Here is a 25514-nt window from a genome sequence, read left to right on the forward strand (position 1 = left end):
CTTTCGCTGACCTCTCCGACGCTACGGATCCGCCGCTCCCCGCTGATCGGCGCCGGGGTGGAGCCCGGGTGGAACCGGCAGCGCGAGGGCCCTCCACCCACGGGTGGAGGGCCCCGGCCGGGCGCGTCAGGCGTCGATGCGGGAGCGGTCCAGGGTGGCCGCCGAGTCCACGATGAACTCCTTGCGCGGGGCGACGTCGTTGCCCATCAGCAGGTCGAAGATCTTCTCGGCCTGCTCCAGGTCACCCAGGTTGATCCTGCGCAGGGTGCGGTGGCGCGGGTCCATGGTGGTCTCGGCCAGCTGGTCGGCGTCCATCTCGCCCAGGCCCTTGTACCGCTGCACCGGCTCCTTCCAGCGCTGCCCCTTGCGCTGGAACTCCAGCAGGGTGGAGCGCAGTTCGGCGTCGGAGTAGGTGTAGTGGTACTTCTCCTGGCCGCGCTTGGGGTTGGTGAGCTCGATCCGGTGCAGCGGCGGGACGGCGGCGAAGACCCGGCCCTGCTCGACCATCGGCCGCATGTAGCGGTGGAAGAGGGTCAGCAGCAGGGTACGGATGTGCGAACCGTCCACGTCGGCGTCGGCCATGAAGATCACCCGGCCGTAGCGGGCCTGGTCGATGTCGAAGGTGCGGCCCGAACCTGCCCCTATCACCTGGATGATCGCGGCGCACTCGGCGTTCTTGAGCATGTCGCTCACCGAGGCCTTCTGGACGTTGAGGATCTTGCCGCGGATCGGCAGCAGCGCCTGGAACTCGGAGTTGCGGGCGAGCTTGGCGGTGCCGAGCGCGGAGTCCCCCTCGACGATGAACAGTTCGCTGCGCTCGACGTCGTCGCTGCGGCAGTCGGCCAGCTTGGCGGGCAGCGAGCTGGTCTCCAGCGCGGTCTTGCGGCGCTGCGCCTCCTTGTGCTGCCGGGCGGCGACCCGGGTGCGGGCGGCGGCGACGACCTTCTCCAGCACGGCGCGGGCCTGCTGCTTCTGGTCCTTCTTGGCCGAGGTGAGGAAGGCCTTGAGTTCCTTGGCGACGACGGCCGCGACGATCCGGTTGGCCGCCGAGGTGCCCAGCACCTCCTTGGTCTGGCCCTCGAACTGCGGCTCGGCGAGCCGGACGGTGACCACGGCGGTGAGGCCCTCGGTGGCGTCGTCCTTGGTGATGTCGTCCTCGGCGACGCGCAGCAGCTTGCTGGAGCGCAGCACCTCGTTGACGGTCTTGGCCAGCGAGCGCTCGAAGCCGGTGACGTGGGTGCCGCCCTTGGGGGTGGCGATGATGTTGACGAAGGAGCGCAGCGTGGTGTCGTAGCCGGTGCCCCAGCGCAGCGCGATGTCCACTCCGAGGTGGCGGGTGACCTCCGTCGGGGTCATGTGGCCGAGGTCGTCCAGGACCGGCACGGTCTCCTTGAAGGTGCCCTCGCCGCGCAGCCGCAGCACGTCGCTGACCGGCTTGTCGGGGGCCAGGAACTCGCAGAACTCGGCGATGCCGCCGTCGTAGTGGAAGACCGACTCCTCGACCTGCTCGCTCTCGGTGAGCCGCTCGTCACGCACGACGATGGTAAGTCCGGGGACGAGGAAGGCAGTCTGCCGGGCGCGGTTGTGCAGGTTCTCCAGGGACAGCTTGGCGTCCTTGAGGAAGATCTGCCGGTCGGCCCAGTAGCGGATCCGGGTGCCGGTGCGGGTCTTGGGCACCTTGCGGGTCCGGGTGAGGCCGTTGGCGGGCTCGAAGGGCGCGTCCGGGGTGGCCTCGGTGAAGATGCCGGGGGTGCCGCGGCGGAAGCTGATCGCGTGGGTGTGGCCGTTGCGGTCGACCTCGACGTCCAGCCGCGCGGAGAGCGCGTTGACGACCGAGGCGCCGACGCCGTGCAGACCGCCGGAGGCCGCGTACGAGCCGCCGCCGAACTTGCCGCCCGCGTGCAGCTTGGTCATCACGACCTCGACGCCCGACAGTCCGGTCTTGGGCTCGACGTCGACCGGGATGCCGCGGCCGTTGTCGCGGACCTCGACCGAGGAGTCCGGGTGCAGCAGGACCTCGATGCGGTCGCAGTAGCCGCCCAGCGCCTCGTCGACCGAGTTGTCGATGATCTCCCAGAGGCAGTGCATCAGACCACGGCTGTCGGTGGAACCGATGTACATGCCGGGGCGCTTGCGGACGGCCTCCAGGCCCTCCAGGACGAGCAGGTGCCGCGCGGTGTAGTTGGAACCGTCGTCGCCGGCCAGCAGCGCGGACGGCACGGTCGTTTCGGCACTCACGCGGCACTCTCCTCGGTGAAGTTCTGTCTCATCGGTCACATCCGGACGCATCCGGACCATCCGCCAGTGCAGCACGCCGCACCGACAGTCGTCGCTCCCTGTGCTCGCACCCCTGCGACGGGTGCACAGCACGGCGGGCCGGCCCGGCGCAGCTTGTACGCGCTGCGCGAACAAGGACCGCCCTCGGGTGTGGGCCCCGGGGGCGCCATCTCCTCCCGCTACCACCGGTCCTGGCGGAACGTGGGGTCGGGAAGGGGCTCCGGAACTGCCGTTATGCAGGCTACCGGGGCCCGGGACGGGGCTTATGCTCCAACCCGGCAGAGGATTATGCTACGCGGACCTCGACACCGGTCCCGATCGGACGTTCGAGCGATGGGCGGATCCCGGGATTCGGCACGCATGAACCACCGGCCCCCGGGGCACGTCCTCATCAACACAGCAGAATCCTCAGAGAAGAAAAGCCACGAGCGGGAACGTTTTCGGCCTGGTTGGATGTTGACCCTGGTACGACAGCTCGTCGAGCTAGAGAAGAGGCGACGTGACTACTGTTCTGACACCTGCGAGCCCGCTGACCGCGGCTGACCGCTGCGACCGCTGCGGCGCCCAGGCCTACCTGCGCGTCGTACTCGCCAGCGGCGGAGAGCTGCTCTTCTGCGCCCACCACGGCCGGAAGTTCGAGCCCGAGCTCAAGAAGATCGCCGTGGAGATACAGGACGAGAGCGGCCGTCTCACCACCAGCACCACCGCGACGGCCGTCGACGACGAGCGCTGATCAAAGGCGCCCCATCCAGCCGGCATGAGCTGTGTCCGGTCGCGCACGGTGCGCGACCGGGGAGCCGGGTGGTCAACCCCTTCGGGGGCCGACCACCCGGCTTCGCTGTTCCTGAACGCTTCTCCGGACGGTTCTCGCCGCGTTCTCCCGCATGGGCCCGCGTTCGCCCGCCCGGGACCGCGCCGGCGCCCCATCGGACCCGAAAACGGCGTCAGAACGTCACCGCACCATCACCCGCAGCGATGCTCAGAGCGCCGAGTGCACCGCGTCCGTGACAGATGACACCCTGGTGTAGACCCCCGGGTGGGCCGCCTCGGCGCAGCCCGTCCCCCAGGACACCAGTCCGGCCAGCCGGCCGGCCACGATCAGCGGACCGCCGCTGTCCCCCTGGCAGGCGTCCTTGCCGCCCTTCTCCTCGCCCGCGCAGACCATGCCCCGGGCGTCGAACTTGCTCTCCGGCCCGCCCGGGTAGGCGTGCGCGCAGGTCTGGTCCGGGACGATGTGCACGTCCACCCCGCGCAGCACCGGCGAGTAGTCGCCCCGGCCACTGGTGTCGCCCCAGCCGTAGACCTGCGCGCCGGTCCCGGCCGCGTACGGCCCGCTCTCGCCCTGGCCGACCAGGCCGACCACCGGCCGGCCGCCCTGGGACTCGGCGAGGGTGAGCACCGCCACGTCGTTCATGTTCGCCGCGAAGTCGTAGTCGGGGTGGATCCAGACCTGCTGGACGGCCACCTCGTGGCCGGTCGAGCCGCGCATGTCGTCCCGGCCGACGATCACCTTGAGGCCGGGCCGGTCCACCCGCCCCTTGGACTCGTCGTAGAAGCAGTGCGCGGCCGTCACCACCTTGGTCGGGGTGACCAGCGCGCCGCCGCAGAACTGGCCGGAACGTCCGCTGCCGAACTGCTGGCGGCTGGACAGCGCCACGATCCACGGGTGGTCCGCGGTGCTCACCGTCTCACCCCCGACCACCCGCCGCTGCGCCTCGGCCGGGGCGGCCGCACCGAGGGCGACCAGCGGCACCGGGACGGCGGCGAGCAGCGCCAGCAGGGCGCCCCGCCGACGGCGGCCGGTCCGGTCGGCCCTCGGGGCCGCAGGCGCAACGGTGGCACGGACGGCCGTCGGGGCGGCCCGGCACGGGGCGGGGGTCGGCAGGTCGGCTCGATCCGGGTCGGTCAGCACCGTGACTCCACAAGGCTCGGCAGCAGGCAACCGGCACAGCGTAGGTGCTCAACTACACTGCGCGACCCGATCCCGGTACGCCGCCACCCGGACGAGCGACAAGCGCCGCCCGGACGCTGACGCACCGCCCCCGAACGGCCCGAAGGCCCGGAACCGCACGGTTCCGGGCCTTCGTCGCGTACTGCCGTCGATCAGTCCAGGTAGTCGCGCAGCACCTGGGAACGCGACGGGTGGCGCAGCTTCGACATGGTCTTCGACTCGATCTGGCGGATGCGCTCACGGGTGACCCCGTACACCTTGCCGATCTCGTCGAGCGTCTTCGGCTGACCGTCCGTCAGTCCGAAGCGCATCGAGACCACGCCGGCCTCGCGCTCGGACAGGGTGTCCAGCACCGAGTGCAGCTGCTCCTGGAGCAGGGTGAAGGAGACCGCGTCGGCCGGGACGACCGCCTCGGAGTCCTCGATCAGGTCACCGAACTCGCTGTCGCCGTCCTCGCCCAGCGGGGTGTGCAGCGAGATCGGCTCGCGGCCGTACTTCTGGACCTCGATGACCTTCTCGGGGGTCATGTCGAGTTCCTTGGCCAGCTCCTCCGGGGTGGGCTCGCGGCCCAGGTCCTGGAGCATCTGGCGCTGGACGCGGGCCAGCTTGTTGATGACCTCGACCATGTGCACCGGGATGCGGATGGTGCGGGCCTGGTCGGCCATGGCGCGGGTGATCGCCTGACGGATCCACCAGGTCGCGTAGGTCGAGAACTTGTAGCCCTTGGTGTAGTCGAACTTCTCGACCGCACGGATCAGACCGAGGTTGCCCTCCTGGATCAGGTCCAGGAACAGCATGCCGCGACCGGTGTAGCGCTTGGCCAGCGAGACCACCAGGCGGAGGTTGGCCTCCAGCAGGTGGTTCTTGGCCCGGCGGCCGTCCTCGGCGATGATCTCCAGCTCGCGCTTGAGCTTCGGGGCGAGCTTGTCGGCGGCCGAGAGCTTGTCCTCGGCGAACAGGCCGGCCTCGATGCGCTTGGCGAGCTCGACCTCCTGCTCGGCGTTGAGCAGCGGGACCTTGCCGATCTGCTTCAGGTAGTCCTTGACCGGGTCTGCGGTGGCACCGGCGACGGCGACCTGCTGGGCCGGCGCGTCGTCCTCGTCGTCGTCGGAGAGGACGAAGCCCTCCGACTCCTCCTCCGGACCGGCCTCGGCCTCGGCCTTGTCACCGGGCAGCGCGACGTCTTCCAGCAGCTCCTCGTCGCCGAGCAGCTCCTCGTCGCCACCCTTGCCGGCCTTGGCGGCGGTGGTCTTCTTGGCGGCGGTCTTCTTGGCGGGCGCGGCGGTCTTCTTGGCCGCGGCCTTCTTGGCCGGGGCGGCCTTCTTCGCCGCGACCGACTTCGCCTCGGCGACGACGCTGGTCGTCCCCTCGACGGTGATCTCGGCGGAGACGGTGGGGGCGGGCGCCGCGGCGGCGGCCGCGACGGCCGGAGCCGCGACGGGCGCGCCGGGGGCGATCCGCACGGGCGGCTTGGTCGGGGCCGACGGAGCGGCCGGAGTCCGGGTGGTGACAGCCTTGGTGGCGGTGCGCTTGGTGGGGCTCTTGGCAGCAACGCTCTTGCGCTTGGCGCCGGCCGGCTCGGCCGCGCTGACCATGAGGTCCACCCCCTCCTCAATCAGCACCTGGTTGAGGCTGCGCATGACGTTCTTCCACTTGGTGACCGGGATCTGGTCCGCCTCGAACGCCTGGCGCACGTCGTCACCGGCGATCTGCCCCTGGGCCTTGCCCCGCTCGATGAGCGCCAGCAGAGCCGCGGACTCGGCGATCTCGGGGGGAAGCGAACGGGATGTGCTGGCCGACACGAACAACCTCTCGGACGATGAGTGGACTCGAACCCGTACCGGCCGCCCGAGCGGGCGGGGAAGGAGATCGCGCGCCGGGCGCGCGGTGTCGATTCCGACCGACTCGGGCTTGAGGACTGGGTTTGCAGGACGGCAGCAGCGCCGCGGACCAACACAGCATTCTGACATGTTGGAGTATTCCGGAGCTGCTTCCGCTCAGGACACATCGCTGCTACTCGTCAAGTGTTACGCATGGCCTTGGTGTCGCGGGTCACACCGCTCGGCGCCCGCGGCCCCGGGGCCGGGATCCATCATCGCGCACTCTCGGCCGAGTTGATTGTCATGGAATTGTCATCCCATCGAGGGGGCGGGGGCGTGCTCGGCTTCCGCGGCTCGGCCTCGCGGCCGCCGTCGGCCGGGGTCGGCGCTCTCCGCCGCGCAGAGGCCCTCCGGCTGCGCCGCGCGGTGCGGCCGGAGGGCCCTGGAGGAGCGGACCGCCTCCGGTGCGTCCGCTCGCCGAGAACAGCCCGCTCAGTGCTCCCGGGGCGCTGGGACGGAGGGCTCGATCTCGGGGTGGACGGTGAGCAGCGCACGCATCGCGACCTCGCCCGCGGTGCCGTCGCCCGTGCCCAGCGCGTCCACCAGCCGGGCGTGCAGGCTGACCGAGGACTCGGACGGCCGCTCGCAGGAGATCGCCGGACCGCCCGAGACCTGCAGCGCGCAGGAGACGATCCCCGACAGGTGCTCCAGCATCCGGTTGCCGGCCATCTGCAGGACCAGGGCGTGCAGCTCGGCATCGGCGCGGGTGTACGTGGACAGGTCGGCCTGGGCGGCGGTGTGGCCCATGATCTCGACCAGCTCGACCAGCCGCTGCTGGACGTCCTCCCGACCGTGACCGGCGGCGAGGCGGGCGGCCAGGGGCTCGATCGCCCAGCGGAGCTCGAACAGCTCCCGACGCTGCTCGTCCCGCTGCGGGCCGAAGGCGCGCCACTCGATGATGTCCGGGTCCAGCAGGTTCCAGTCGCCCACCGGGCGGACCCGGGTGCCGACGTTCGGACGGGCGCTGACCAGGCCCTTGGCCTCCAGCACGCGCAGCGACTCGCGGACGACGGTCCGGGAGACCTCGAACCGCTGGCCGATCTCCTCCGGCACGAGCGGACGGTCGGCACCGAGGTCGCCGGAGACGATCATCTGGCCGAGCTGCTGGACCAGCTGGCCGTGCAGGCCGCGCCCGCGGCTGCTGGTGGTCTTGCGGCCGACCCGGCCGATGTCGGACTCGGCGCCCTCCCAGCGGGGCGCCGGCGGGGTCGGCCGGTCGGCGTACGAGAAGCGGTCCAGATCGCCGGGGCCATGGATGGGCCCTTCGGCGGAACGGGCGGGGGTCATGGTGGGGTGCGCAAGGGTACTCACGCCTCCTTTGTCGGCGATCAGCAGGCGCAGCTTGAGAATTCTCGTGAAAAGCACACGAAAGGGTGATCGACCGTGACTGGATAATTGACTTCTTATCAGGAAGAACCGCTCATTACGGTCACCGATGGTCGATCTTGCTGCTTCGGGGCTCCGCGCGGTGCCGGGGCGGGACGGTCGGGGCCCGCCGTGAGACGCGACGGGCCCCGGTGCGAGGTGCGGCGACTCCAGGCGGGTCCGGGGGACTCCAGGCGGGTCCGGGCGGGTGCGGGCGGATCCAGGCGGGCCCGGACGGGCCGGGGAGGTCCGGACGGGTCTACAGCGAGCGGCGGCGGACCTGGACGAGCAGGGCGGCCAGCATCAGGGCCACCGCAGGGACCGCGACCGCGGCCAGCAGCGCCGGGTCCGTCAACGCCGCGCTCCCCGCCGCGGCCTCGCGCGCCCCGCCGTACACCCAGCCGTAGGCCCACTCGATCCCGGACTGGAAGGGCAGCAGCTCCGCCGCCCTGGTCGGCCAGGGACGGCCGGTCCGGCGCAGCAGAAGGGCGACGCCGGACTCCAGCAGCGGCGGCAGCGCGCACAGCAGCAGCACGCCGGCTGCGGCGCTGCGGGTCAGCGAGGCGGTCAGGACGCCGGTCCAGGCGGCCACCACGGTCAGCAGGACGAAGGCCAGCAGTGCGGCCGGAACCCCGTGGCCCACCACCAGCGCCACCGGGGCGAACACGCCCGGCAGGTCGGCCGGCCCGCCCAGCCCGACGGCGCCCAGCGCCTCGGACACCCGGTCTGACAACGCCTCGGGGTCCGTCCAGGCCGGCACCGTCACCCCGGCCGGCAGCGCGAGGTGCACGGCCACCGTGTCGAGCAGCACGGTCACCAGCGCCAGCAGCGCCGCCACCGGGCCGACCACCAGCAGCTTGGCCAGCAGCAGCCGCACCCGCCGGAAGTACGTCACCTGCGAGGCCGCCAACCCGGGGTGGCGCACCTCGTGCCCGTACGAGAGCGCGCCCAGCAGCCCGGCTCCGAGCGCCGCGAAGGGCAGCGGGATCAACGGGACGGCGGCGGTCAGCAGCCGGACACCGGCCGGGGCGGCCAGCGGGCCGGCCGGGGCCTGGCTCGCCAGGACGGCGGCCACGACGACGTCACAGAGCAGGACGGCGGCGAGCAGCAGCCAGGTGGAACGCAGGCCGCGCAGGCGGCGCAGCTCGTAGGCCAGGTCACGCACGGTTCACTCGCTCCGGTGGTCGTCGGGGGTGGCGGGAGTCTTGCCGGCGGTGACCCGGCCGAGGCGGACGGTGTCGTCACTGAGCAGGTCGGCAGCGCTCTCGCGGTACTGCGAGGGCTGGGTGGGGGCGGCATCGGAGCGGACGGGCTCGGTGCGGGCGGGCTCGGTGCGCGCGGGCTCGGGGGCCGGGGTGGGGCGGGCGGCGGGGGTCAGCTGGTTGCGGAGGAGCCGGTCGACGGCGGGTGCGTGGTCCGCCTGCGGGGCCGCGGTGAGGGCGGGCAGGACGGCCGTCACTGCAGCGACGGGCAACGCTCGGGTGGGCCGGACCGCCGCGTCGTCCCGGGCTCGGCCCTCCGTGGCTGGCTCCGGGACGGTCGGGACGGCGGAGGCGGGGCGGTCGGGGAGCGTGGGCAGAGGTGCCGGGGTGGCACTCGGCTCCGGGGTCGGCGGCGTGGCCTCGGTGACGGAGGTGTGGGCCGACGCGTGCGCCATCTCCTGTGCGGTCTCGTGTGCTGCCTCGGAATCCCGCTGGAGGCCGAGGTGCCCGGAGTTTCCCGAGGTCACCGGCGGGGCGGCGCGGGGCACCGGCTGCTCGACCACCCGGTCGGCCAGTTCGTGCAGCAGGATCCCGTTGCGATAGGCGAGTTCACCGATCTCGGTGCGGTCGATGCCCGCCACCGCGAGGCCCGCGCCGCCGTCCGGGCGCACCCGGGCGCCCTGGTTGACCAGCATGTCGGCCAGCCGGGCCATCTGCGGCCCCCGGACGGCCACCTCGGGGCTGAGCCTGGTCCGGCAGAACTCCGCGACCGGCTGGTCGGCCACCAGACGGCCGCGGTCCAGAGTGACCACCCGGTCCGCGAGCTGCGCGGCCTCCCGCGGGGTCCGGGTGGTCACCAGCACCGTTCCGCCCGCGACGGCGAAGGAGCGCAGGAAGGAGTGGAACCACTCGACGTTGCGCGGGGACAGGCCTTCGGTGGGCGCGTCCAGCAGGAGTGTGCCGGGGTCGCCGAGCAGTGCGGCGGCCAGCGAGAGTCGGCGGTGCATGCCCGGTGAGAAGGTGCGCAGCCGCTGCTCGGCGACGGCGGACAACCGGGTCTGCTCCAGCAGCTCGTCGGCCCGCCGGACGGGGACGCCGACGGCCGCGGCCAGCATCCGCAGGTGGCCGCGCGCCTTGCGCCCAGGGTTTCCGGCAACCGCGGTGGCGCCGTCCCCCGGCCCGGACAGCAGCACACCGATCTGACGCTCGGGACGCCGGATCCGGCGGTAGGGGCGGCCGTCGAAGAGCGTGACGCCCTGGCCGCGTTCGAGTTCGAGCATCAGCCGTAGCGCGGTGGACTTGCCGGCGCCCTCGTCGCCGAGCAGCACGGTCACCATGCCGGGCCGGGCGTCGAAGGTCACATCGAGCACGATGGGCGGTGCGCCCTTGTGACGGACCTTGGTCAGTCCGGTGATCTGGATCATCGCTGGCTGCTCCCATGCCCTCGGCCTACCTGCTCGACGCCAGCACATTAGGGGTCGACAACGCCGATTCCGGGCATTACCGAAACGCCACGGGCCCGCCGCCCGCCTGCCTCACCCGATCAGGGGACAATCCGATCCTGCGATTCACGCGGCGGGGGTGACCGGGGGCCGTCCGTGTTCCGCCGGTCCGGGGTCGGCGGATCGGTCAGCAGAACTCCGCGGCACCGGGCGGGCGGGTCTGACCGACGCACTCTCCCTGGAACTCCTCGACGGCGGCCTTGCCCGCGGCGGCCATCTCGGCGAGCTGCTCCTCCTCGGCGCTCAGGGTCTCCTGCACGGAGGCGATCGTGGCCGGGTCGGCGTGCGGCTCGGCCTTCAGGGCGGCCAGCTGCCTCGCGGTCCTGGTGGCGGTCGCGCTGAGGTTCTTGAAGTCCGCCACCTGGCTTTCGATGAGGCTCCGCTGCCCGGCGCGGTTGTCGTTGGTGGTCATCACGGGGCTCCCGCCGTGCGAAGGCCTTCGGTCCGGTGACCGAAGCGTCCAACGCCACTGTGCGTTCGGGGCCGTCGTCGTGGCCCACGGGCCGGGGCCGTTCGGCCGGTCCGGCGGCGCCGGGTGCGGAGCGGGGACTCTCGGGGGCCTCGGGTGCGCAGGGGGCGGGGTGCGCAGGGGGCGGGGTGCGCAGGAGCCGGAATGCTCAGGAGCCGGGATGCGCGGAGGGCCGGGGTGTTCAGGAGTCGGGGCGGAGCATGGGCGGGTTGAGGACGGTCGCGCCACCGGCGGTGAAGAGCTGGGCCGGGCGTCCGCCCTGACGGGTGGTCGTGCCGCCGGAAGGGAGGAGGAACCCGGGGGTGCCGGTGACCTTGCGGTGGAAGTTGCGCGGGTCGAGGGCGACGCCCCAGACGGCCTCGTAGACGCGACGCAGCTCGCCCACCGTGAACTCGGGCGGGCAGAAGGCCGTCGCCAGGGAGGAGTACTCGATCTTGGAGCGGGCGCGCTCCACGCCGTCGGCGAGGATCAGCCCGTGGTCGAAGGCGAGCGGGACTCCGTCGGCCGGGCTCTCGCCGAGGAGTTCGCTGACCGGGGCCCAGCGGGCGCTGCTGGCGTCGCCGCCGGCCCTGGGGGTCGGGAGGTCGGGGGCGAGCACCAGGTAGGCGACGCTGACCACGCGCATCCGGGGGTCGCGCTGCGGGTGGCCGTAGGTGGCGAGCTGCTCCAGATGGGCGCCGGCCGCGCCGGGGCCTACCGCCTCGTGGCCAGGGGCGGAGTGGGCGCGCAGGCCGGTCTCCTCGGCCAGCTCACGGGAGGCCGCCTCGGCCAGGCCCTCGTCCGGGCGCACGAAGCCGCCAGGCAGCGCCCAGTACCCCTGGTAGGGCGGCTCGCCCCGTCTGACCAGCAGGGCGCAGAGCGAGTGGTCGCGCACCGTCAGAACCACCAGGTCAACCGTGACAGCGAACGGGGGGAAGGCCGACGGATCGTAGCGCGACATGGCGACGATCATAGTCGTCTCTCTGACGATAAGCACAGGCCCGTGCGCGGAGCGCGCAGTGCCGGTGACCGTGGCGGCCCGGCACGGTTCGCGCACGGGCGGCCGCGGACCGCGCGGCGCGCACCATGGGCGCCTTCAGCCGGCCCGGGGCGTGTCCGACGGTTCACGCCGGGCGCGCGGCACCGGGGCGCGCCCTGGTGTCAGCGGGCGACCAGCTGCAGTTCGGCGGACGCCTCCTCCACCATCGCGACCCCGATCCGGCTCACCCGGACCGAGAAGGGCTCGCCCGCCACCCGCAGGCCGGTCAGCTCGAGTTCGCCGAGCGGGGCGGTGCTGGCCGGGCGGACCAGCACACGGCCGCCCGGGACGTCGGGCCGGACGCCGGCGAGCGCGAACACCGCGTGAACGGCTCCGGCCGCGGAGACAGCTGCCGGGCGGCAGGCGGCCGGGTGCGGCACCGGTGGGCAGCCGGGGGCGCGCTGCTCCCCCGCGTACATCTCCGGCAGCCGTCCCTCGAAGTGGGCGGAGGCGGCGAGCAGGCCCTCCAGCAGGGCGCCAGCCTCGTTCTCGTGACCGGCCTCGGCGAGTCCGGCGATCGCCAGCGCCGTCTCGTGGATCCGCACCGCGCCACCGCGGTGGCCCAGCGGGTTGAAGCGGGGGGACTTCGCGGTGAGCGTGCGCAGGCCCCAGCCGCTGTCCAGTTCGGGCGCGACCAGGCGCTGGGCGAACAGCCGGGTCTGTTCGCGGTCCAGCAGGCTCTCGTGCCGGTCGCCGTCGACGGCGAGCCCGGTGTCGAGCAGGTGCACCAGGGAGCCGGCGAGGGCCGGCAACGGGTGGCCGCCCGGGGCCAGTCCGGCGGCGGGGCGGCCGCCGGAGAGGTCGTCGATCCAGAACCGCTCGCGGAAGCGCCCGCGCAGCCCGGCGGCCCAGCTCCGCCACTCCTCGGCTCCCGGCCTGCCGAAGGCCTCCAGGAGTTCGGCGCCGTGCAGCGCGGCGCGATGGGCCTGCGCCTGGACCTCGGCGCGGGCGGCCACCGGGTGGGCGGCCCGCTCCTGCGCCGGACGGCTCAGGTCGGTGACGAAGCCGTCGACCAGGCCCTCGCGCAGCGCGGCCAGCACCCGCTCGGCGGCCGGGAGCAGTTCGGCGACCTCCATCCGGGGCATCCCCCAACGCCAGGCCTCGGCCAGCACGGTGACGAACAGCAGGGTGGCCTCGGTGGCCGTGCAGGTGGGCGGCAGTTCGGGGCCGCCGTGCCGCAGGGCGCCGGGCAGCAGACCCTCGGTGCGGCCCGGGGCGGGGGTGAGCTGCTGGCGGCGGGCCAGCGCGCGCAGGGTGCCGGCTGCGAGCCGGGTGCCGAGCGGAAGGGTCAGCCGGGCGGCCCAGAGCGCGTCGGCCGGAGCGAGGCCGAAGCGCCAGGGCGCGCCAGCCGCCGGATAGAGGTCGGTCAGGCGGTCCGGGTCGGCGAACAGCAGTCCACTGAGGGCGTCCAGGGAACGGTCGACCAGCAGGGCAGCACGCGGATCGTCGCTGCGCACCTCCGGTTCGGCCCAGGGCAGCGGGACGCCGGTGCCGCGCCCGGCGGGCGGGCGCGGGCCGCCGCCGGGGGCACTCTCGAGCTCGGCGCGCAGCTCGACCGACCAGCGGGCGCCGGGCTGGACCTCCAGGTCCCAGCGGAGCACCCCGGCCCCGGCCAGGACGGCGTGCGGGGAGGGCTTGGCGCTGACCACGGCACTGTGCACCGGGCCGGACCAGCGCAGCCCGGCGGACTGCACCTGCCCGGGCAGGTCGGGCGGCCGGTGTCCGGCGGCGATCTCGCCGACCGGGCCGAGGTCGGTGCCGAGGGCGATCTCCAGCGGCAGCCGGGCGGGCCGGGCACCGGTGTTGCGCACGGTCACGGTCTCCACGCCGTCCGCGTGGCGCAGCCGCTCGACGGTGAGCGCCGGATCCGGGTCGAGGTCGCCGGGGACGCGGACGGCGCCGAGGAAGCGGGCCTGGGCGGCGCTGGTCAGGGTGCCCTGGAGCGGCAGCGGTTCCATGCCGCCCAGCCGCAGTTCCATCCGGGCCAGCACCCGGACGCCGTTGCGGTAGAAGCCGTGCAGGCCGTGGCCGCGCAGCTGGCCGTCCGGGCCGGAGGCGGCCATCGCGGGGGCGTTGACGCAGAGCAGCGCGTGGTGGACGGCCGGGGGCTGGGGGCGCGGCGGGGCCATGGGCCGTCCGGGGCCGACGGCTGCGCCTGCGGGCCCGGCCGCCGGTCCCTGGTCGGGACGGCCGGCCGGTCTGGGCGCGCCGACCACGCTCTCGGCCGGCATGGCCTGCAGTGGCCTCATGGCGGTCACCGGACTCTCCTCCCCTCGGCGGTCCGGTGGCCGGTCAGGCCGGTGGGCCGCGAGCATGCTCGGTCGCGTGCTGACATTGCCCGGCCGACGGGGCGAGCCCCGTCGGCGGGTGTGCCGTGTCTGGCCGTACCCGGCGGTGGGCCGTGCCATGCGGTGTGCGGTACCGGTCCGGTACCGCGCGCCGCGCCTTCGCGTCGGGCACGTCGTCGCGCCCGGTGCCCCGTCAGGTTCGACGCCGCAGCCCGCCGGTGACGCCCTGTACGTGGCGACCTGCCCGTGGCGACCTGCGCTCGCGGCCCGCGCCCGCCGCGGGTCCGCACCGCCGGGCGGCCACTCCGACCCGGGCTGTGGTCGGACACCGTCCGGGCGTAGGGCCCCCCGGGTGAACGCCGCGCACCGCCGCCAGGTCACGCCCGGCACGGCCACCGCTGGTCGTGCCCGCCCCACCGGGAGGTCGTGCCACCTCCGTCGGACCGTCGCGGAAGGGTCCCGTCACCACCGGCCGGCCGGTTCGGCGGACGAGGACGGTCGAACCGGTGCACGACCGCGCCAGGATACGGTGCGGGGGTCGCGGCGCCCCTACCCGGTGATCCCGTGGACCGCGACGCAACCGCTGTGACCAGCAGAGACCGAGGAGTTGCATGTCCACCGTCAGCCGACTGCCCGGGATTGTCACGACCGACCACGTCTTCCAGGTCCCGCTCGACCACGCCTCCCCCGAGGGGGAGCAGATCGAGGTGTACGCCCGCGAGGTGGTGGCCTCCGGCCGCGAGCGGGACGACCTGCCCTGGCTGCTCTTCCTCCAGGGCGGCCCCGGCGGCAAGGCCGCCCGCCCGCTCGGCCGGGACACCTGGCTGGATCGCGCCCTGGACGACTACCGGGTCCTGCTGCTCGACCAGCGCGGCACCGGGCGGTCCACGCCGGCGACCCGGCAGACCCTCGCCCGTCGCGGCGGCCCGCAGGAACAGGCGGACTACCTGGCCCACTTCCGCGCGGACTCGATCGTCCGGGACGCCGAGCTGATCCGCCACCGGCTGCTCGGCGCCGGGAAGCGCTGGAGCGTGCTCGGCCAGAGCTTCGGCGGCTTCTGCACCCTCACCTACCTCTCGTTCGCCCCCGAGGGCCTGACCGAGGCCTTCATCACCGGCGGCCTGGCCGGCCTCCGCAGCTCGGCCGACGACGTCTACCGCGCCGCCTACCCGCGCGTTGTCCGCAAGAACGAGGAGCACTACCGCCGCTTCCCGCAGGACGTCGAGGCCGTGCGGCGGATCGTCGCCCACCTCGCCGACTCCCCCGCCACCCTGCCGGACGGCGGGCTGCTCACCGTCGAGGCCTTCCAGGTGCTCGGAATGATGTTCGTCGGCGGCAGTGGCTCCGGCGCCCTGCACTACCTGTTGGAGGAGGCCTGGGTGGAGGGCCCGGCCGGGCCCGAACTCTCCGACACCTTCCTGGCCGGTGTCCAGGCCCGGCTCTCCTTCGCCGAGGGACCGCTGTACGCCGTGCTGCACGAGTCGATCTACGGCCAGCGCTCGGTGGACCCGGGCAGCACGGCCTGGTCGGCCGAGCGGGTCCGCAAGGAGTTCCCGGAGTTCGACGCCCGCACGGCGCTGGAGACCGGCGCTCCGGTGCTGTTCACCGGGGAGATGATCTACCCCTGGATGTTCGACGCCGACCCGGCGCTGCGCCCGCTGAAGGAGACCGCGGAGCTGCTCGCCGCCCGCACCGACTGGCCCGACCTCTACGACCCGGCGCGCCTGGCCGCCAACACCGTGCCCGTCGTGGCGACGGTGTACCACGACGACATGTGCGTGGACACCGCCGACTCGCTGGAGACCGCCCGCGCGGTGCGCGGCCTGCGGACCTGGATCACCAACGAATGGGAGCACGACGGCCTGCGGGTGAGCGGCGGCAAGGTGCTGGACCGGCTGATCAAGATGGCGCACGGCGAGGCCTAGCGGCCTTCCGACCGGTGGGGCGGCGAGCGGTTCACCGGGCACGGTGGGCTCCTCTTGCCGCCTGCCGTCCGGTCCGGCATCGGTGGAGCCCGGTGCCGGACCGGAGGGCGGCCACGGCACAGGCCCCCGCCCGGCCCAGCCGCACGCCCCGGGCCGGCCGCGCCCCGGTCACCGGACCGCACCCGGGGGCCGGGAGCAGGGCGACCGGCCCGGAACCGCTCCCCTCCGGCCGTGACTCGCCGGAGCCGGAGGGAGCGCCGGGGCTGCCGGAGCTCCGTTCGGCCGGGCCCACGGCCGTGGGCCCGGCCTTCCGCCGACCGCCCCGCCGCCGTCGGCGACCGCCGCCCGGGGGATGGCCGGGCCCCTGCGGCCCCGGCCCGCGGCCCGTGGCAGGCCCGGGATCCGGTTCCGGCCCGGACTGCGCCGTGGCCGCGCGCTCCTCGCGCCGTCGCCGCTGGGCCTCGACGGCGGCCAGCAGCGCCCCGGGCGTCATGCCGTCGTTCATCGACTCGTAGAGCAGCTCGGCCAGCAGGTAGTCCGGGGCGAGCCGCAGGACGTGGGCGAGCACCACCCGGGCGGTGGCCGTGTCCCCGGCGACCCAGGACGCCCAGGCCAGCAGGGTGAGCGGGGCCACCGCACAGCCCTCGTACGGCGGCACGGCGCGCCGGGCGAGGAAGCGCCAGAGGCGCTCGGCGGGGGCGAGCTCGACGGGCCGGACGTACTCGACGCCGCGGTCCCGGATGAGGCGGTCCCGCAGGGCGAACAGCAGCCGGGCCGTCCGCTGCTCGTCGAGTTCCCTGGCCCCGGCCGCGAACTCCGCGAAGGCCTGCTCCAGCAGTTCGAGGCCCCGCTCCCGGGAGACACCCGCCGCCAGGGACTCGGCCCGCACGAGCGCCTCGCGCTGCGGGGCGTCCTCCGGCGGGCCGAGCGGCGCCAGCGCGCCGACGATCGCTTTCCGGCTGCCGCGCGGCACCAGTCCGGCCACCGTCGCGGCAGCGGCCGCCGGGCCCGGATCGGGCCCGCGCCGCACCGGATAGCCCGCCGGATCGCAGCACCCCTCGCGGCGGCAGAGGAAGGACCACCAGCGATCGTCCGAGACGCACAGCGACTCCTTGACCGCCACTCCCCTGCGCCCGAAGGCCCCGCGCAGGTCGTCGGCCAACGGCCGCAGGCGCTCCACCGGCGGCGGTGCGTGCGCCGTGACCGGATCCTGGCAGAGGTAGAGGAGCACCTGGAGCGGCCGGCCGCCGTGCCGCTCGGAGAGTGCGACCAGCAGAGCGGCCGTCTCCTCCGCCGCGGCGGGCCACTCCGCGGGCGAGACCGGGAGGTCCGCCCGGATGACCCCGCCCTGGTGCAGGTCGGGGCCCTGGAGGCCGACCGCGACGATGCTGTCGTCGGGGTAGAACCCCAGGAAGTAGGGCAACAGTTCGGCCATGTCGGCCGGACCGCGCATGACGACCGGCCGCTGCCCGGAAGCGGGGCCGAGGGACAGGATGACGTGTTCGTTGTTCATCGCGTTCATGGCCGCAAGAGTGCGCGCCATCCGACGACGACCCCGGAATTTTCTCCTTTCCTGTGGATAACTCGGCCCCTGAATTTTCCTTCGCCCATTCGGAGCACACGACACTCGCCCCGAAGAGTGGATTTTGGCAGCCGTTCAGCTGATCTCCGGATGAAATGCACTCCGTCTTCCCCCGCAGCGTCCCGCCCGCATTCGCTCCTTGTCGGCGGCATGGGGTTACATCGACGCCATGAAGCAGCCCGACACCCACACCACCGCCACCGCCGACCGCGCCGAAGTCCGGGCGCGGGCCGAGGCCGTCCTGCGCGAGCTGGCCGGCCCCGCCGCCGGCCTGCGCGAGGACCAGTGGACGGCCATCGAGGCCCTCGTGGTCGACCACCGCCGCGCCCTGGTCGTCCAGCGCACCGGCTGGGGGAAGTCCGCGGTCTACTTCATCGCCACGGCCCTGCTCCGCGCCCGCGGCGCCGGGCCGACGGTGATCGTCTCCCCGCTGCTCGCCCTGATGCGCAACCAGGTCGAGTCGGCGGCCCGGGCCGGCATCCACGCCCGCACCATCAACTCGGCCAACACCGAGGAGTGGGAGGAGATCCAGTCCGAGGTCGCCGCCGGCAAGGTCGACATCCTGCTGGTCAGCCCAGAGCGGCTGAACAACCCGGACTTCCGCGACCAGGTGCTGCCGAAGCTCGCCGCCTCCACCGGCCTGCTGGTGGTCGACGAGGCCCACTGCATCTCCGACTGGGGCCACGACTTCCGCCCCGACTACCGCCGGCTGCGCACCATGCTCGCCGACCTGCCGCCCGGTGTCCCGGTGCTCGCCACCACCGCCACCGCCAACGCCCGGGTCACCGCGGACGTCGCCGAGCAGCTCGGCACCGGCACCACCGACGAGCACGCTCTGGTGCTGCGCGGTCCGCTCGACCGGGAGAGCCTCACCCTGGGTGTGCTCGCCCTGCCCGACCCGGCGCACCGGCTCGCCTGGCTGGCCGACCACCTCGACCGGCTCCCCGGCTCGGGCATCGTCTACACCCTGACGGTGGCCGCCGCCGAGGAGGTGACGGCATTCCTGCGCGAGCGCGGCTTCCCGGTGGCCTCCTACTCCGGCCGCACCGAGGACGCCGAGCGCCGCACCGCCGAGGCCGACCTGCTGGCCAACCGGGTCAAGGCGCTGGTCGCCACCTCCGCGCTCGGCATGGGCTTCGACAAGCCCGACCTCGGCTTCGTCGTCCACCTGGGCTCGCCCAGTTCGCCGATCGCCTACTACCAGCAGGTCGGCCGGGCCGGGCGCGGTGTGGACCGGGCCGAGGTGCTGCTGCTGCCCGGGCGCGAGGACGAGGCGATCTGGCGCTACTTCGCCTCGCTCGCCTTCCCGCCGGAGGAACAGGTGCGCCGCACCATCGACGCGCTCGCCGAGGCGGGCCGCCCGCTCTCCACCGCCGCCCTGGAGCCCAGGGTGGACCTGCGCCGCGCCCGGCTGGAGACCATGCTCAAGGTGCTGGACGTGGACGGCGCCGTCCGCCGGGTCAAGGGCGGTTGGACGGCCACCGGGCAGAGCTGGGAGTACGACACCGCCCGCTACGCCAAGGTCGCCGCCTCCCGGGAGGCGGAGCAGCGGGCGATGCGCGACTACGCCGCGACCACCGGCTGCCGGATGGAGTTCCTGCGCCGCCAGCTGGACGACGAACAGGCCGCGCCGTGCGGGCGGTGCGACAACTGCGCGGGGCCGCTGCACACCCCGGAGGTGTCCGACGGGACGCTGGCCGCGGCCCGGGCCGCGCTCGGCCGCCCGGGCGTGAGCTTCGAGCCGCGCCGCCTCTGGCCCACCGGGATGGACGCGCTCGGGGTGCCGCTGAAGGGCCGGATCCCGGCGGCCGAGCAGGCGGAGACCGGCCGGGCGCTCGGCCGGCTGTCCGACATCGGCTGGGGCAACCGGCTGCGCACCCTGCTCGCCGAGCAGGCGCCGGACGCGCCGGTGCCCGGTGAGGCGGTGGACGCGCTGGTGGCGGTGCTCGCCGACTGGGCGCGCGGCCCGGGAGGCTGGGCCGGGCCCGCGACGGCGGAGGGCACCCGGCTGGACCGGCCGGTCGGCGTGGTGACCATGGCCTCCTCGACCCGCCCCCAGCTTGTCGGCAGCCTCGGCGCGCGGATCGCCGAGATCGGGCGGCTGCCGCTGCTCGGCCGGATCGAGTACGCCGGCGGGCGGCCCCCGCAGGGGGCCCGCAGCAACAGCGCCCAGCGGCTCCACGGGCTGGCCGGGGCGCTGGTCCTGCCGCCGGAGCTGGAGCAGGCGGTGGCGGCCGCCGCCGGGCCGGTGCTGCTGGTCGACGACCTCGTGGACTCGGGGTGGACGGTCACCGTGGCCGCCCGGCTGCTGCGCCGGGCGGGGGCCGGAGCGGTGCTGCCGCTGGTCCTGGCCGTACAGGGGTGATGACGGGGCGGCGGCCCGGCCGTCGCCGCAGGACCGCCGCCCACACTCGAATGGCCTAACGGAAAGGAGCCGGCAGGGCGATTTCGATCACATCGGAGACCCGACCCGAGAAAGGAGTGCCCACCATGCCGACGGCGGTTCGCCATGCCCTTCACGCAGTGTGGATCAAGGCTGGTCGGCACCTGAAGCGCGCTCGGGTCGCCGCGGAACATATCCGGCAGAACATGGGCTATCGGATGGCGTTCGTCATTTCATCATTGCCGCCCCGGCCCCGTTACCCCGAGAATTGGGAGGTACCCGAAACCCGGCCCCCTGGACCCGCCGTTCGGCGTACCCAGGCGCCCGCCTGCCCACGGGCCAGGAAGGAGGATCGTGATCAACGGTATCGGCCGAGGTCAGCATCCCCTCTCCGGGAGTTCCGCGCCCAGACGGCTGCTGGACCTGGAGACCTGGACCGCCTCGGGGATACCGTTGCTGCGCGATCCGCGCGAGTTCGTCCTGGAACTGCACCAGCGTCACCTGCCCCAGCCGGGCACGGTCGTGGTCGCCGTTCTGGACGCGCTCCACCACCTCGCCGCCTCGGCCTCGTTCACGCCCTGGCCACACGACACCGACGGCTGGCAGCACCGGAACGCCCTGCTGACGCACCTGCGCCGGGTCACCCCGCACGACCTGCGACTGCCCTCGCCGACCCGGACGGCCGTGCTGCTGCGCTGCCGCGACGGCGCGCCCGGCTGGACGGAGCAGGACGGCGCCTGGATGTGGGCGCTCCGGGACGCGGCCGGGCTGCACGGGCTGCGCTGCGGCTCCTACATCGGGCTCACACCGGCGGGCTGGCAGATTCTCGGCGACGGACGGAGCGGGCGCAATCCGCATGCGGGTTCGTGGGCGGACGGTCCGGTGCACACCGTGACGGAACTGCCACCACGGTCGGCGCTCGACGACGCCGCGCGCAGCCAGCGCGCCCGGCAGGCGGCCGAACAGGCCAAGCGGGTCGACGCGACTTCGCGTTCCCAGCAGTCCGAGCCCCCGTGGATCCCCGCGCGTGTCACCGCCGTGGAACCGGAACGCCGTACCGGTACGCGCTGAGCGGGCCGCGATCAGCGGAACGGAACGCGCCCCCCGGAGGAGCGGTACGGTCACCGGACGCCCGACGCCGGCCGCGGATTCCGGAACGGGCACCGTGCCACTGCCACTGCGGCACTGCGGACGGACTCCGGGCCCGGCACCGTACGGCGCCGGGCCCGGAGCGAGGACGACTGCCGAACGGCGTCCGGTCAGGCCTTGACCGGACGCCCCGGTGCGGCACCGGCCGCCGCCGCGACAGCCGGACCGGCCTCGCCGCAGACCACCAGCAGCGCGGTCGCCCGGCCGAGCGCCGCGCCGTACGCCTCGGCGGCCCGGGCGGCCGAACCGCCGTTGACCACCAGGACGACCACCTCGCGGCGGACCGGCCGGGTCAGCGCGGCGTCGGCGTAGAACACATCGCCGCCCTCGGTGAGCTGCGCCCAGTAGCGCTCCTCACCGAAGGAGAGCTCGTGCTGCTGCCAGGGGTGCGCCTCACCGACGGTCAGCACCAGGACGTCGCCCGGGTTGCGGCCCGAGTCCAGCAGGCGGTCGACCGCGTCATCGGCGCGCTCCAACGCCTGGGCCGGGGTGGCGGCGATGCGCTGGACCTCGACCTGCGGTGTGGCGGGGGCCGGGCGGCGCGGTGCCGGACCGGGCTTGGGGATCAGGCGCGGCGGGCCCTGGCGGTCGGCACGCGGCGGTGCAGCACGCGGGGGCGCCGGACGCGGGCCGGGCACCGGGAGCGGTGCGGCGGCGGTGGTGGATGCGGTGGCGGGTGCGCCGCCGGTGGCAGGCGCGTGGAGGGCTTGTGCGTCCGACTCGCGGGGGAAGGGAACGCCGGGGCCCGGGAGGCTCTCGTGAATCTCCGGCTCCTCGGGGAAGACAGGCATACCCGGATATCTATCAAATGCCGGTCGAACGCGCACGGGCGCCCCACCCATTGGGCACCGGGCATCCCGACCCCCGCCCGGGGCAATTCAGACGGACTGTCAGAAACCGAGCGTCAACTGTTCGTCGGCGGATCCCGCGGCGGCGCCCACGACGTCCCGACCGCGCTTCAGGTGGCGCCACTTCGGCAGTGCGTCCAAGTACGCCCAGGAGAGCCGGTGGTGGTCGGTGGGGCCGAACTCCTCCAGCGCGGCGCGGTGCACCGGGGAGGGATATCCGGCGTTGTCCGCGAAGCCGTACTCCGGGCAGGTCCCGCCCAGTTCGGCCATCAGCCCGTCGCGGTGGACCTTGGCGAGCACCGAGGCGGCGGAGACGCAGATGCAGGACTGGTCGCCCTTGATCACCGTGCGCACCCGCCAGGGGCCGCCGAGGTAGTCGTGCTTGCCGTCCAGGATGATCGCGTCGGGCTCGACCGGCAGCGCCTCCAGCGCGCGGACGGCGGCCAGCCGCAGGGCTGCCGTCATGCCGAGTTCGTCGCACTCCTGCGGCGAGGCGTGACCGAGCGCGTACGCGGTGACCCAATCGGCGAGCACCGGCGCGAGGGCCCGGCGGCGCAACTCGGTGAGCAGCTTGGAGTCGGTGAGCCCCTCCGGCGCCCTGCGCAGGCCGGTGACGGCCGCGCCGACGGTGACCGGTCCGGCCCAGGCGCCGCGCCCGACTTCGTCGAGCCCGACCACGACCTTGGCACCCGCCCGGCGCAGCGAGCGTTCGACGGAGTGCGTCGGCGGGACGATGGGCATCACGGACTCCGTTCGGCAAAGCAGCCCCGTCGGGCAGGACAGCCCGGTTCGGGCGAGGCAGCCCGCTCCAGTGGGGCAGTCTCCAGCCTAAGCCCGCTCACGGACGCTCCCGACCGCTCGGGGGCCGGCGTCGGCTTCTGCTGCGGCTACGGCTACGGCTACGGCTACGGCTACGGCTACGGCTACGGCTACGGCTGCCGGACCATCGGAACCAGCACGTCGTCCACCAGCCGGACCGCGAAGTCGGGTGCCAGTCCCCCGTCGAAGAGCTTGACCTGGAACATCAGCATCGCCGGGACGACGTCGGCGACCAGCGGCGAGACCGCATCGGGCCGGACCTCTCCGCGAGCGACGCCGCGACGGAGGATGTCCAGGATGGTGTCCTTGGTCGGCCCGATCACCCGCCGCACGATGAAGTCCTTGAACACCTCGGCCTGTTGCTGGGAGAGCTCGGCCATCAGCGCATGCAGGGCGGCGCCCGAGCGGGAGCAGATCGCGTCCGTGAACAGCTCGATGAGCTGCAGCAACTCGGCACGGGCGGACCCGAGATCGGGGACTCCGTGTGGGCGTGGCAGAGTGGAGTCCAGGGCGTCGATGACGAGTTCGACCTTGGACGCCCAGCGCCGGTAGAGCGCGGCCTTCCCGGTCCGCGCCGCAGCGGCGACGCCTTCCATCGTCAGTCGCGCGTAACCGCCGGAGGTGAGCTGGTCGAGCGCGGCTTCGAAGATCGCGTTCTCCAGTTCCTTCCCCCGCCGCCGCACCGGCCGCGCCAACGCCTCCCGGGCGGCCCGCACCGAGCAGCGGGGTTCGACTTCCGGTGGCACGGCGGGGTCCGCGGGCGCCGCACGCACCACAGGCCCCCCGGGCACCCCGGGGGACACCCCCGGCACGTCGGACACCCCCGACTCCACAGGTTCCACCGGCGCCGGGAACGGCGGACACGCGTCCTCCGCAGGTCGGGCGGCCGCCCGACCGGACGCCCGGTCCGCCGACAGACGCCGTATCAACCGATCCATTGCCACCTCCGTAAGGAACGCTTGCGTTCACTATCGAGTCCAGGTTATCGTCAAGATTAGTGAACGGCACCGTTCCTTCCTAGGCTGCGTCATCGCGCAGCAGCACGTTCGGGCCAGCGGATCCGCGGCAGACCAACCACCTGAAGCATCCAGAGCACCTGAAGCGCCCAAAGCACCCGAGCGCCAAGCACCCAAGCACGTAGCCAGCAGCCAGCAGGGGGCACATTCGTGGCTATCTCCGACACGCTCAGCAAGAAGTCACCACCGAAGGCCGGCCAGAGCCGGGGGAAGGGCATCACCCTGGCCGTCATCGCGGCGACCCAGCTCATGGTGGTGCTCGACGCGACCATCGTGAACATCGCGCTGCCGCACATCAAGGACGCGCTGAACTTCTCCACCACCGACCTGTCGTGGGTCATCAACGCCTACACGCTGACCTTCGGCGGACTGCTACTGCTCGGTGGTCGGGCGGGCGACATCCTCGGCCGCCGCCGGGTGTTCATCTTCGGCACCCTGCTGTTCGGCCTGGCCTCACTGCTGGGCGGCTTCGCGCAGGACAGCACGCTGCTGCTGGCCGCCCGCGCGCTCCAGGGCATCGGTGGCGCAATCTGTTCGCCGACCGCCTTCGCCCTGATCGCCACCAACTTCGAGGAGGGCCCGGAACGCAACAAGGCGTTCGGCGTCTTCTCGGCGGTGGCCGGTTCGGGAGCCGCGATCGGCCTGCTGGCCGGCGGACTGCTCACCGAGTACCTCGACTGGCGCTGGGTGTTCTTCGTCAACGTGCCGATCTCCGTGCTGATCGCGATCGCCGCGCCGCGCTACATCGCCGAGTCCGAGCGCCACCCGGGCCGCTTCGACCTCCCCGGCGCCTTCACCTCGACGCTCGGCCTGGTCGGCCTGGTCTACGGCTTCATCCGGGCCGCCAACCCGGACTACGGCTGGTCGGACGGCCTGACGATCGGCTCCTTCGTCGGCGGCGCGATCCTGCTGGCCGCATTCTTCGTGATCGAGCGGCGCACCGCCCAGCCGATCACCCCGCTGCACCTGTTCTCCAACCGCAACCGCACCGGCGGCCTGGTGATGATGCTCTGCCTGGCCGCGGCCATGTTCGGCATCTTCTTCTACGTCGTCCTGTTCGTGCAGGGACCACTCGGGTACAGCCCGCTCAAGGCGGGCGTCTCGTTCCTGCCGATCAGCGTGTCGATCATCATCGCCGCGCAGATCGCGTCGAGCCTGCAGGCCAAGTACGGCCCCAAGCCGTTCATGGCGGGCGGCGCGCTGCTGGTCACCATCGGCCTCACCTGGCTGACCCAGATCCACAAGGACAGCGGCTACCTGGACGGCGTGCTCGCCCCCACGGTGATCTTCGGCTTCGGCATGGGCCTGATCTTCGTCCCGGTGATGCTGCTCTCGGTCGCGGGCGTGCCGGGCGAGGAGACCGGCGCCGCCTCCGGCCTGCTCAACTCGATGCAGCAGATCGGGGGTTCGCTCGGCCTCTCGATCCTGACCACGGTCTTCGCGCACTACGCCGTGCCGGAGTTCAAGGCGCAGGCGCCCAAGTTCCTGCAGACGGCCCCGCCGGAGCAGCTGGCCTACTTCCAGCAGAGGGGCGACTTCCCGCCGGGTTCCGACGCCGCGAACTCGGTGCTCGCCCAGGGCATTTCGCACGGCTTCATCGTCGGCGCGGCGCTCGCCGGGATCGCACTGCTGGTCGCGGTGTTCGCCATCAAGGCGAAGCCCGGCGACCTGCCGAGCGGTGACAGCGCGGGCATCGCGATGCACTGATCCCCCCCGGACCGCCAGCGGCCGAACCGCAGGCAGCCGAACCGCAGGCAGCCGGACCACTACGGGCCGGCCGGGAGCAGCACCCTCCCGGCCGGCCTGCCTGTTTTCCCCCCGACCCCGAACCAGCGCTACC

General features: G+C 73.5%; 18 protein-coding genes. 5 read left to right on the plus strand and 13 right to left on the minus strand.

The window, feature by feature from the left end; genetic code table 11:
* Nucleotides 1–126: 126 nt before the first annotated feature.
* Nucleotides 127–2238 (minus strand): DNA gyrase/topoisomerase IV subunit B, encoded by a 2112-nt coding sequence (locus BOQ63_RS17370; RefSeq protein ID WP_030285406.1) that lies wholly within the window; start codon nt 2236–2238, stop codon nt 127–129.
* A 538-nt stretch (nt 2239–2776) separates the two neighbouring features.
* On the opposite strand from BOQ63_RS17370, the gene BOQ63_RS17375 reads away from it, so the two are divergent.
* Entirely contained in the window at nt 2777–3010 is a 234-nt protein-coding gene (locus BOQ63_RS17375) for a DUF7455 domain-containing protein (RefSeq protein WP_030285403.1), read from the plus strand.
* Nucleotides 3011–3256: 246 nt separating this feature from the next.
* Here the strand turns inward: BOQ63_RS17375 and BOQ63_RS17380 are convergent, their stop codons facing one another.
* The 8 genes from BOQ63_RS17380 to BOQ63_RS17415 form a co-directional block, all read right to left on the minus strand.
* A complete protein-coding gene (locus BOQ63_RS17380; protein WP_150476370.1) occupies nt 3257–4057 on the minus strand; it encodes a S1 family peptidase in 801 nt (266 codons plus the stop codon).
* Between the two features lie 323 nt (nt 4058–4380).
* Entirely contained in the window at nt 4381–6036 is a 1656-nt protein-coding gene (locus BOQ63_RS17385; protein ID WP_043388755.1) for an RNA polymerase sigma factor, read from the minus strand.
* Nucleotides 6037–6540: 504 nt separating this feature from the next.
* Nucleotides 6541–7473 (minus strand): FadR/GntR family transcriptional regulator, encoded by a 933-nt coding sequence (locus BOQ63_RS17390; protein WP_037829944.1) that lies wholly within the window; start codon nt 7471–7473, stop codon nt 6541–6543.
* Between the two features lie 259 nt (nt 7474–7732).
* The gene (locus tag BOQ63_RS17395) at nt 7733–8638 is read right to left on the minus strand and encodes a hypothetical protein (RefSeq protein ID WP_030285396.1); all 906 of its coding nucleotides are present in this window, start codon (nt 8636–8638) and stop codon (nt 7733–7735) included.
* A gap of 3 nt (nt 8639–8641) precedes the next feature.
* On the minus strand, nt 8642–10099 hold the full coding sequence (locus tag BOQ63_RS17400) for an ATP-binding cassette domain-containing protein (RefSeq protein ID WP_050366556.1): 1458 nt from the start codon (nt 10097–10099) through the stop codon (nt 8642–8644).
* Between the two features lie 205 nt (nt 10100–10304).
* Nucleotides 10305–10589 (minus strand): hypothetical protein, encoded by a 285-nt coding sequence (locus BOQ63_RS17405; RefSeq protein WP_072654594.1) that lies wholly within the window; start codon nt 10587–10589, stop codon nt 10305–10307.
* Nucleotides 10590–10827: 238 nt separating this feature from the next.
* Nucleotides 10828–11586 carry an NUDIX hydrolase gene (locus BOQ63_RS17410; RefSeq protein ID WP_030285389.1) on the minus strand — a complete coding sequence of 253 codons (759 nt, stop codon included), beginning with the start codon at nt 11584–11586 and terminating at the stop codon, nt 10828–10830.
* A gap of 200 nt (nt 11587–11786) precedes the next feature.
* Complete coding sequence (locus BOQ63_RS17415; protein WP_223886254.1) at nt 11787–13913, minus strand: amylo-alpha-1,6-glucosidase; 2127 nt, start codon at nt 13911–13913, stop codon at nt 11787–11789.
* Between the two features lie 650 nt (nt 13914–14563).
* Between BOQ63_RS17415 and BOQ63_RS17420 the strand changes: the two genes are divergently transcribed.
* Complete coding sequence (locus tag BOQ63_RS17420; protein ID WP_030285385.1) at nt 14564–15877, plus strand: alpha/beta fold hydrolase; 1314 nt, start codon at nt 14564–14566, stop codon at nt 15875–15877.
* A 31-nt stretch (nt 15878–15908) separates the two neighbouring features.
* On the opposite strand, the gene BOQ63_RS17425 is transcribed toward BOQ63_RS17420, so the two are convergent.
* Entirely contained in the window at nt 15909–17399 is a 1491-nt protein-coding gene (locus BOQ63_RS17425) for a DUF4192 domain-containing protein (protein ID WP_052743485.1), read from the minus strand.
* A gap of 229 nt (nt 17400–17628) precedes the next feature.
* Between BOQ63_RS17425 and BOQ63_RS17430 the strand changes: the two genes are divergently transcribed.
* Nucleotides 17629–19824, plus strand: coding sequence for a RecQ family ATP-dependent DNA helicase (locus tag BOQ63_RS17430; protein WP_150475967.1), 2196 nt, complete (start codon nt 17629–17631; stop codon nt 19822–19824).
* A gap of 372 nt (nt 19825–20196) precedes the next feature.
* Entirely contained in the window at nt 20197–20913 is a 717-nt protein-coding gene (locus BOQ63_RS17435) for a hypothetical protein (protein ID WP_223885961.1), read from the plus strand.
* A 188-nt stretch (nt 20914–21101) separates the two neighbouring features.
* On the opposite strand, the gene BOQ63_RS17440 is transcribed toward BOQ63_RS17435, so the two are convergent.
* From BOQ63_RS17440 to BOQ63_RS17450, 3 genes are all read right to left on the minus strand, one after another.
* Nucleotides 21102–21782 carry a hypothetical protein gene (locus BOQ63_RS17440; protein ID WP_030285377.1) on the minus strand — a complete coding sequence of 227 codons (681 nt, stop codon included), beginning with the start codon at nt 21780–21782 and terminating at the stop codon, nt 21102–21104.
* A gap of 99 nt (nt 21783–21881) precedes the next feature.
* Nucleotides 21882–22580, minus strand: coding sequence for a ribonuclease HII (rnhB, locus tag BOQ63_RS17445; RefSeq protein ID WP_072654598.1), 699 nt, complete (start codon nt 22578–22580; stop codon nt 21882–21884).
* Between the two features lie 188 nt (nt 22581–22768).
* The gene (locus BOQ63_RS17450) at nt 22769–23404 is read right to left on the minus strand and encodes a TetR-like C-terminal domain-containing protein (protein WP_158876529.1); all 636 of its coding nucleotides are present in this window, start codon (nt 23402–23404) and stop codon (nt 22769–22771) included.
* A 420-nt stretch (nt 23405–23824) separates the two neighbouring features.
* On the opposite strand from BOQ63_RS17450, the gene BOQ63_RS17455 reads away from it, so the two are divergent.
* On the plus strand, nt 23825–25381 hold the full coding sequence (locus BOQ63_RS17455) for an MFS transporter (RefSeq protein ID WP_223885962.1): 1557 nt from the start codon (nt 23825–23827) through the stop codon (nt 25379–25381).
* The last annotated feature ends 133 nt before the right edge of the window (nt 25382–25514 follow it).

It is taken from the genome of Streptomyces viridifaciens, assembly GCF_001888885.2.
Classification (GTDB): Bacteria; Actinomycetota; Actinomycetes; order Streptomycetales; family Streptomycetaceae; genus Kitasatospora; species Kitasatospora aureofaciens.

What these genes read in the sequence shown, in the direction of transcription:
- BOQ63_RS17400 (WP_050366556.1), bottom strand. Translation starts at nt 10,099, where the DNA reads ATGATCCAGATCACCGGACTGACCAAGGTCCGTCACAAGGGCGCACCG.
- BOQ63_RS17405 (WP_072654594.1), bottom strand. Translation starts at nt 10,589, where the DNA reads ATGACCACCAACGACAACCGCGCCGGGCAGCGGAGCCTCATCGAAAGC.
- BOQ63_RS17410 (WP_030285389.1), bottom strand. Translation starts at nt 11,586, where the DNA reads ATGTCGCGCTACGATCCGTCGGCCTTCCCCCCGTTCGCTGTCACGGTT.
- BOQ63_RS17415 (WP_223886254.1), bottom strand. Translation starts at nt 13,913, where the DNA reads ATGAGGCCACTGCAGGCCATGCCGGCCGAGAGCGTGGTCGGCGCGCCC.
- BOQ63_RS17420 (WP_030285385.1), top strand. Translation starts at nt 14,564, where the DNA reads ATGTCCACCGTCAGCCGACTGCCCGGGATTGTCACGACCGACCACGTC.
- BOQ63_RS17425 (WP_052743485.1), bottom strand. Translation starts at nt 17,399, where the DNA reads ATGAACGCGATGAACAACGAACACGTCATCCTGTCCCTCGGCCCCGCT.
- BOQ63_RS17430 (WP_150475967.1), top strand. Translation starts at nt 17,629, where the DNA reads ATGAAGCAGCCCGACACCCACACCACCGCCACCGCCGACCGCGCCGAA.
- BOQ63_RS17440 (WP_030285377.1), bottom strand. Translation starts at nt 21,782, where the DNA reads ATGCCTGTCTTCCCCGAGGAGCCGGAGATTCACGAGAGCCTCCCGGGC.
- rnhB (WP_072654598.1), bottom strand. Translation starts at nt 22,580, where the DNA reads ATGCCCATCGTCCCGCCGACGCACTCCGTCGAACGCTCGCTGCGCCGG.